We start from the raw sequence: 6483 nt of genomic DNA, 5'->3' as shown, positions 1-6483 counted from the left end.
CGATCGGGCCCTTTCCTGTGTCGTGCCCCTCACGCCAGTGGCCTGCTTTTACTCCGCCCCACTGGCCCGGTTTTGCTCCGACGTTGACACGGGCTCCAGGCCAGGGATGAAGTCAGAGGTTACCGCCGGATCGAGATGATCACCGGCCTGCGGCGGCGCCGTAATTGGTCCGACGAGGAGAAGGCTCGGATTTTGTGCGAAAGCGCTGCCCCGAACGCCAACATATCCGAAGTGGCGCGTCGGAACGGCATGAACCGAGGTCTTCTGACGGCCTGGCGCCGTCAGGCAGGCCTGACGCGGCCTCGCGGTTGTAGCGCGAAAGTGGCCGGCGAACCGCCGATGTTCGTTCCGCTCGAGATCGCGCCCGATCCCGGGACTGGCGCCGTCACCGGCGATGGTCGACGAGGGTTGATCGAATTTGAGTTTGTCGGCGGACGCATCGTCATTGGCGGCGATATCGATCCTCGCTTGGCGAGCGCCGTGGTGGCAGCCGTGCGCTCGCGATCATGATGCCGCTTGGCAGCGCCCGGAAGATCTTGATCGCGACCAAGCTGATCGACTTTCGGCGCGGGATCAACGGTCTGACGGCGATGGTTGCGCAAGCGCTTCTGGAAGATCCCTATTGTGGCGATATCTTCGTCTTTCGGGCGAAGCGATCGGACAGATTGAAGATTCTGGTCTGGGACGCCAGACCACGGCATCGAAAAATCCGCGCGACGCACGCACCATGATCGTCGTCCTGCGCTGCCGCGGATTACCGAGATCATCACCAACAATGCTGCCGCGATCGTCGTAACGCCCATCGCGATCAGCCTTTTCTTGGCGCTCGGGCTCGATCCCAGGGCTGCCGTCGTCGCGGTGATGTTCGGCGCCTCCGCATGCTTCGCCACACCGATCGGCTACCAGACCAACACGCTGGTCTATGCCGCCGGCAACTACCGCTTTATGGACTTCGTCAAGATCGGTGCGCCAATGAACTTCATCGTCGGCTTCGCGACCTGCGTGGCGATTTACTTCTATTACGGGTCGTAAGCCATGCTCATTCATGCTGAGCTCGGTGATAGCCGCTGATGGGTGTCTGCGAGCGGGTTCAGGTGCGATTCAATCGGACGATACGGACTATCCGTTTGGATTTGGCCGATCCCGCCGATTCTATGACGTTGATTCGATACAAATGACGGAAGTCTTCATCCGCTCAAAGCCATATTGCCGAGAGCGCTCCGTCAGCGGACATGTCCACCGCCAAGACGAGCGTTGCCGCGAGGGCGAGCGCAAACACGGCATCCCCGGCGGAAAAACCCGGCACGTCGATCATCGTTCTTGACCGGTCGGGCGAAAAGCCGCGCGCTTCCATGGCGATGGCGGTGCGCCCGGCGCGGCGAATGGCGTAGGCAATCAACGGAATGATCAGATGGGCGATTTCAGCCGGCGAAGCGAGACGTTTGAGCTCTTGCCCCTTCCGCATGGCGTTGGCGAGGCGGACCTGTCGCGCTTTCAAAGCAAGGTCCGGCACGATCTGCATCGCCGCAAACAGCGCGTACGCAATCCTCGGCGGCAGCCCGAGATAGGCGGCCGACGCGCGCACGAAGCCGCCCGGATCGATCGTCAACGCGAAGAAGACCGAAATCATGCCACCCGCGATCGCCCGCAGGAAGAGGACGAAGCCCGCCAGGATGGCGTCCGATGCCGCGAGATCGTGGGAGAAAACGGCCAGCGCCTCGGTGTTGTCCTGTCGAAAGAGGACATTGGTGGTGAAGAAGCCGAAGCCGAACAGGGCAAACGGGACCATCAAGACCATAAGCAGCAGCGGCGAGGTCCGGTTGACGATGAGAAGCATCCCAGCAAACAGCACGATAGCGAAGAGTTGGAAGCCGATCTCGAAGACGAGCGTCGTCGCGACGATCCAGACGAGGCAGACGCCGAGCATGGTTAGTGGATTGAGGCGTCTCAACATGACGGTCGGTCTTCCAGCCAGCGCAGGGCCGGCGCCGCCGCCGGCTCCGCGAGGCCGTGTTCGGCCAAGAGCCGTGTGTCGAGGAGAAGGTCTTTCGCCGTACCCCCGCGCGACCACGCCGCCTCCGCCCAGAATGACCGCGCGGTCGGCGACCCGCAGCGCGAAGTCCAAATCATGGGTGATGACGACAAGCGCCCGCCCTTTGTTCCGCAGAGCCTCGATGCGCCGGGCAAGCTCCGCGGCGCCGGTCGCGTCCAGCCCCGCCGTCGGCTCGTCGAGGACGATCAGTCGCCAGCGGTCGGCGGCGTCGATCGCCGCCAGCGACAGCCGGCGCTTTTCTCCTTCCGACAGCGTGAATGGATGGCGCGTTTGCAGCGCGGTCAATCCATAATCGCGAAGCGCCGCGGCGACGCGCTCCGACCGCTCGCCGCCGGCAAGGCGCCGCGGCAGCATCGCGGCGATCTCGTCGCGGACCGAGCCGGTGGCGAATTGGTCTTCGGGAGATTGCAGCGCGATCGCGCCGGGCGCGCCGTGCCGGCGGCCGCGCTTGAGGCGTAAAAGTCCGGCAAGGCTGGCGCCGAGCGTCGACTTGCCGGCACCGTTTCTGCCCAGGAGCCCGACGATTTCCCCGGCGCGGACGGACAGATCGACGTCCTTCAGGACAACGGGGCCGAGGAAGGGCGCGCAATCGGCATTCTCGAGGCTCGCGACCGGTGGCCCGGACGGGTTGACGCGGTTCCCGTCCGGCAGACGGTCGGCAACGAAGGTGGAGACGGCCGCGCGAGCCCGATCGTGTCCGGGCGCGCCCGGACCATCGCGCGGCAGTTGCGCGAGCGCTTCCGTCACGGTCAAGGGCGGTTTCGCCAGCACGACGTCCTCGGCGATCAAATGAGCGTCGAGATCGCTCGCCGCCGGCCGCCAGACGCCCTCGGCGACGAGGGCGGAATGATGGTTGCGGAAGAGCTGACGTGGACTTGCGGCGGCCATGACATGGCCGCGCCGGTCGAGGACCACGACGCGGTCGATCGTCTCGATCAGCCCGTCCAGCCGGTGGTCGACGATGAGGCAGGTGCGGCCGGTCTCGGCGAGAAGGGCGCGCAACCGATCCGCGGCCTCGCGTGACAGATGGGCCGTCGGCTCGTCGGCCAAGAGGATCGGTGCGTCCTGGGCGAGGATTGCGGCGAGCGCGACGAGCTGGCGCTCGCCCCCCGACATCGCCAGCGAGCGTCGGTCGCGCCACTCCCACGGCAAACCGAGCCGGGTCATCAGCGCCAAGACGCGTCGCTCGATCTGGGACGGTGGCACGGCCTGATTTTCGAGCGCGAAAGCGATCTCGTCCTTGACGCTCATGCCGCATAAGACTTGATCGGCGTCCTGGAAGTACTGCGCTACGCATTTCGACCAGGCCGCCGGCAAGCGGCGCTCGGTGTTTTCGCCGAAGATCGCGGTCTTGCCGTCGATCCTGGCCGGCACGCTCGTTGGGATAAGCCCGGTCAGAGCGAGAAGCAGCGACGACTTGCCGGACCCCGAGGGCCCCAAAAGGAGAACGCGCTCGCCACGCGAGACGGCGAAATCGACCGGTCCGACGGCGGGTGCCGGCGCGTAGGGGAAGGTGATCGCCGTGCGCCGCCACGCTGCCGCCGGCGGCAGCGATACCTCGTTAGGCAAGCGCTGCCCGCCGTTCATCGTCGATCTTCAGACCGTGCAGCACGCCGGTCCTGTAGAGCGCCTCCACGACATAATAGCCGAGAAGCCCGCCGAGCAGCGCCCCGGAGAGGCACCGAATGACGAACATGACGACGATGAGGCCGGGGGCGAGAGCCGCGTAGTCGAAGCGAATCCAAGTGTAGACGAAGCTGAACACCGCCGCGCCGATGCCGGCCGCCATCAGGACGGGCAGAGAATAGTTGCGCCAGCGGGTCAGCGCGAAGACGAGTTCGGCACCGGCGCCCTGCACCATCCCGGTCACGATCAGGAGCAGGCCGGCCGGGCTGCCGAGCAGGACCTGCACCGCGGCCGCCAGCACTTCCGCGCCGAAGGCCACGCCCGGCTTGCGGATGATTGCGGCCGCCACTATCGAGGCGATGAACCAAAACCCCATGAAGACATCCATGGAGATCGCGCCGAACACGGCCTGTGCGATGAGCCACAACTGCACCCAGCCGAGATAAAGCACCGCGAAGACGGCGCCGAGCACGGCGACGATCAGCGTTTCGCGCAGGGTCCAAGCGGATGGCATGGCAAAGCTCCTGTGGTTGAAGGTCAGGCGTTGGAAGGGCTGTTGGCCGAGACGGTCACGTCGAGGGCGACGTGGGCCTCGGCCGGCGCGAAGCGCAGGAACGCTTCTGACAGCGCCGCGAAGACCGGCCCGGCATCGCCCGAAAGTTTGGTGCAAAAGTTCTTCGAGCGGTCGAAGACCCCGGACGTCTTCAGGAAATCGATACAGGCGTAGATCTCGTCCATGTGGTAGGCGGCGCCGAGCGGATAGTAGGAGAACTGCGCCGAAACGGCTTGGGTTGTCGGGGCGGCCGCGGCGACGGCCGAGACGGCGCCGCGGACGCGCTCTTCCAGATCGCCGTGCGGCTGGAGATCGGCGGTCGGCGTGCAGAGCCCATCGTCCGGCTCGCCGGGGCAGCCGCGCGAGACGGTCGCGGACAGGACGGTGTGGGTTCCGGTCTTCGCGGCGGCGACGAAGAGGTCGCGCATGGCGGCGAACAGCTCTTCGGGCGGGCCGACGATCAGCGTCGAAATGTCGTCCGTCTCGATGCGGAAGCGCTCGCGATAGGGATCGAGCGCGCTCAAGGAGCCGAGAATGACGGAGACAAATCCGTCCGTCATCGGATAAAGGGAAATCTGTGCGCCGGAAAACATCGCTCGCCTCGCTCCGCTGGCATTACCCAGATCAGCTTGAGGGTTCGAAGGCCTGCCGCCTTCCTCTCAGCCCCAGCGTCGCGGAGCACCCCTGTCACGGGTGACTGTTACAGCTTCGATATCTTCGATGCAATCTTTCCGCCTCGGCGCGCGCCACCTCTGCGGAAACGAGGCTGTCCGGGAAGAAATAACTCGGTGTTCGATCCGCGAATTGTCGAATGCGGGGCCCTACCGCCGCAATCCTTCATCGAACCGCAAAGCCGTGCAACTGTCCCAGCTTTTGACGCTTTACGGGGTTGCCGGTGAAAGGATTTCGACGATCGTGGATTCCGTTTTAATTGATGTGTTCCGCAGCCATGGGCTCGGGCGTGAGGAAAGAGAGCAACACCAAGCCCTGCTCTCGACAGCGGTATCCGGCTGAAAACAGCATCCGAGGCACTTTCGTTACCGGCGGTCGTTGTTCCGCCAATATCTCGCTCGAAGCCGCGGCGCGATAATCCAGGCGATCGGTGCGGCGAGTACCAAGCTCAAAGCGACGACCAGCGGAATCAGATATTTCCATTGTTCCTGCAGGGCGGGAAACGAAAGCACGGTGATCGCGCCGACCCCAAATAAAACGGCGTTGACCATGCCGTAAATCAGCAAAGCAATACGCGTCTGGATACTCACTTTTCCTATTCTCCCCAGGCTTGCCGGTGATCACGAGCAATAGGATAGCCCGGCGCTGAAAATCCCGATTTGATCCACATCATCCAATCACGATGTTGATGTGAGCCTTGCGCATCAGATGTCGTCGTAATCGATGGCTATCTGACCGCATCGCACCCCGCCCGTCAGCTCCGATGACGCCCACCCAGGGGGGTGGTCGCGATCAGCGCATGTCGAGCGATCCTTCGCATGGCTGGGACGATGCCGAAGACTGGCAAAGGACTTCGAACGCGCCATCGCTTCCGCCCAGGCCTGGGTCTTCATCGCAAACATCCGCACACTCACCCGACGGCTCGCAAGACCTTGAAATTGCACCAGTCGTTTTGATTCAGACACTGAGCCGCGCGTGATCACCTCCAGCCCCGAAACCGCACGCACCGTAGGCGCCCCTTTCAAATGATTGCTATTGTGCGGCGCGACTTTATATTCCCGCTAAGAAGAGAACAGCACTGCATGGAGGACTTATGCGTAATCTGATTTTGGCCGCTGGCACGATCTTGACGCTGACCATGGCGTCGGGAGCGACGGCCCAGACCGTCGGCGACGCGGACGCCGNCTAAGAAGAGAACAGCACTGCATGGAGGACTTATGCGTAATCTGATTTTGGCTGCTGGCACGATCTTGACGCTGACCATGGCGTCGGGAGCGACGGCCCAGACCGTCGGCGACGCGGACGCCGGCAAGAAGGTCTTCAACAAATGCCGAGCGTGTCACGCCGTCGGTGAAGGCGCCAAAAACAAGATCGGCCCGGAACTCAACGGCTTGGTCGGTGAAAAGCCTGGGGCAGTCGAGGGTTACAGTTTTTCGCCCGCCTTCCAGGAATGGGCAGCTGACAAGCCCGTGTGGAATGAAGCGCTGCTGACGGAATGGCTCGCCGACCCCCGCGCCGTCGTCAAAGGTACCAAGATGGCGTTTCCCGGGCTGAAAAAGCCGGAAGACCTCGCCAACGT

General features: G+C 63.8%; 8 protein-coding genes, 2 pseudogenes and 1 riboswitch. Of the genes and pseudogenes, 6 read left to right on the top strand and 4 right to left on the bottom strand.

From position 1 onward, the window contains the following. Nucleotides 1–135 precede the first annotated feature (135 nt). The 3 genes and pseudogenes from tnpA to VQ044_RS23400 all read left to right on the top strand — a co-directional run bounded on the left by tnpA (nucleotide 136) and on the right by VQ044_RS23400 (nucleotide 1032). Nucleotides 136–510 (top strand): IS66-like element accessory protein TnpA, encoded by a 375-nt coding sequence (tnpA, locus tag VQ044_RS23410; protein ID WP_327650011.1) that lies wholly within the window; start codon nucleotides 136–138, stop codon nucleotides 508–510. After that, nucleotides 507–686: pseudogene (gene tnpB / locus VQ044_RS23405) on the top strand (IS66 family insertion sequence element accessory protein TnpB); the annotation flags it as partial. The gene tnpA and the pseudogene tnpB, both read left to right, overlap by 4 nt. Nucleotides 687–819: 133 nt before the next feature. Continuing rightward, nucleotides 820–1032 (top strand): hypothetical protein, encoded by a 213-nt coding sequence (locus VQ044_RS23400; RefSeq protein ID WP_442873865.1) that lies wholly within the window; start codon nucleotides 820–822, stop codon nucleotides 1030–1032. A gap of 163 nt (nucleotides 1033–1195) precedes the next feature. On the opposite strand, the gene VQ044_RS23395 is transcribed toward VQ044_RS23400, so the two are convergent. From VQ044_RS23395 to VQ044_RS23385, 3 genes are all read right to left on the bottom strand, one after another. After that, the gene (locus tag VQ044_RS23395) at nucleotides 1196–3640 is read right to left on the bottom strand and encodes an ATP-binding cassette domain-containing protein (protein ID WP_331827802.1); all 2445 of its coding nucleotides are present in this window, start codon (nucleotides 3638–3640) and stop codon (nucleotides 1196–1198) included. Beyond that, on the bottom strand, nucleotides 3615–4193 hold the full coding sequence (locus VQ044_RS23390) for an ECF transporter S component (RefSeq protein WP_327650008.1): 579 nt from the start codon (nucleotides 4191–4193) through the stop codon (nucleotides 3615–3617). Before VQ044_RS23390 ends, VQ044_RS23395 begins: the two co-directional genes overlap by 26 nt. 23 nt (nucleotides 4194–4216) lie before the next feature. Then, nucleotides 4217–4825, bottom strand: a complete 609-nt coding sequence (locus VQ044_RS23385; RefSeq protein WP_327650007.1) for a YkoF family thiamine/hydroxymethylpyrimidine-binding protein — start codon at nucleotides 4823–4825, stop codon at nucleotides 4217–4219. Then, a riboswitch (TPP riboswitch) is annotated at nucleotides 4817–4928 on the bottom strand. Its footprint overlaps the gene before it by 9 nt. 24 nt (nucleotides 4929–4952) lie before the next feature. Between VQ044_RS23385 and VQ044_RS23380 the strand changes: the two genes are divergently transcribed. Beyond that, nucleotides 4953–5246, top strand: a complete 294-nt coding sequence (locus VQ044_RS23380; RefSeq protein ID WP_327650006.1) for a hypothetical protein — start codon at nucleotides 4953–4955, stop codon at nucleotides 5244–5246. Between the two features lie 23 nt (nucleotides 5247–5269). Here VQ044_RS23380 and VQ044_RS23375 read toward each other — a convergent pair whose 3' ends face one another. Next, nucleotides 5270–5494 (bottom strand): hypothetical protein, encoded by a 225-nt coding sequence (locus tag VQ044_RS23375; protein WP_327650005.1) that lies wholly within the window; start codon nucleotides 5492–5494, stop codon nucleotides 5270–5272. A 211-nt stretch (nucleotides 5495–5705) separates the two neighbouring features. On the opposite strand from VQ044_RS23375, the pseudogene VQ044_RS23370 reads away from it, so the two are divergent. Both VQ044_RS23370 and VQ044_RS23365 read left to right on the top strand, forming a co-directional pair. Continuing rightward, nucleotides 5706–5840 (top strand): annotated as a pseudogene (locus tag VQ044_RS23370) (IS5/IS1182 family transposase); the annotation flags it as partial. Nucleotides 5841–6121: 281 nt separating this feature from the next. Then, the coding region (locus VQ044_RS23365) for a c-type cytochrome (RefSeq protein ID WP_331827801.1) at nucleotides 6122–6483 on the top strand (362 nt) is incomplete at its 3' end.

This window comes from Aurantimonas sp. C2-5-R2 (genome assembly GCF_036549495.1).
In the GTDB taxonomy this organism is placed as follows: Bacteria; Pseudomonadota; Alphaproteobacteria; order Rhizobiales; family Rhizobiaceae; genus Aurantimonas; species Aurantimonas coralicida_A.
This window is presented reverse-complemented; position numbering and strand designations above follow the sequence as displayed.

Coding starts and splice junctions, on each gene's coding strand:
- tnpA (WP_327650011.1), top strand. CDS start 136: ATGATCACCGGCCTGCGGCGGCGCCGTAATTGGTCCGACGAGGAGAAG.
- VQ044_RS23395 (WP_331827802.1), bottom strand. CDS start 3,640: ATGAACGGCGGGCAGCGCTTGCCTAACGAGGTATCGCTGCCGCCGGCG.
- VQ044_RS23390 (WP_327650008.1), bottom strand. CDS start 4,193: ATGCCATCCGCTTGGACCCTGCGCGAAACGCTGATCGTCGCCGTGCTC.
- VQ044_RS23385 (WP_327650007.1), bottom strand. CDS start 4,825: ATGTTTTCCGGCGCACAGATTTCCCTTTATCCGATGACGGACGGATTT.
- VQ044_RS23380 (WP_327650006.1), top strand. CDS start 4,953: ATGCAATCTTTCCGCCTCGGCGCGCGCCACCTCTGCGGAAACGAGGCT.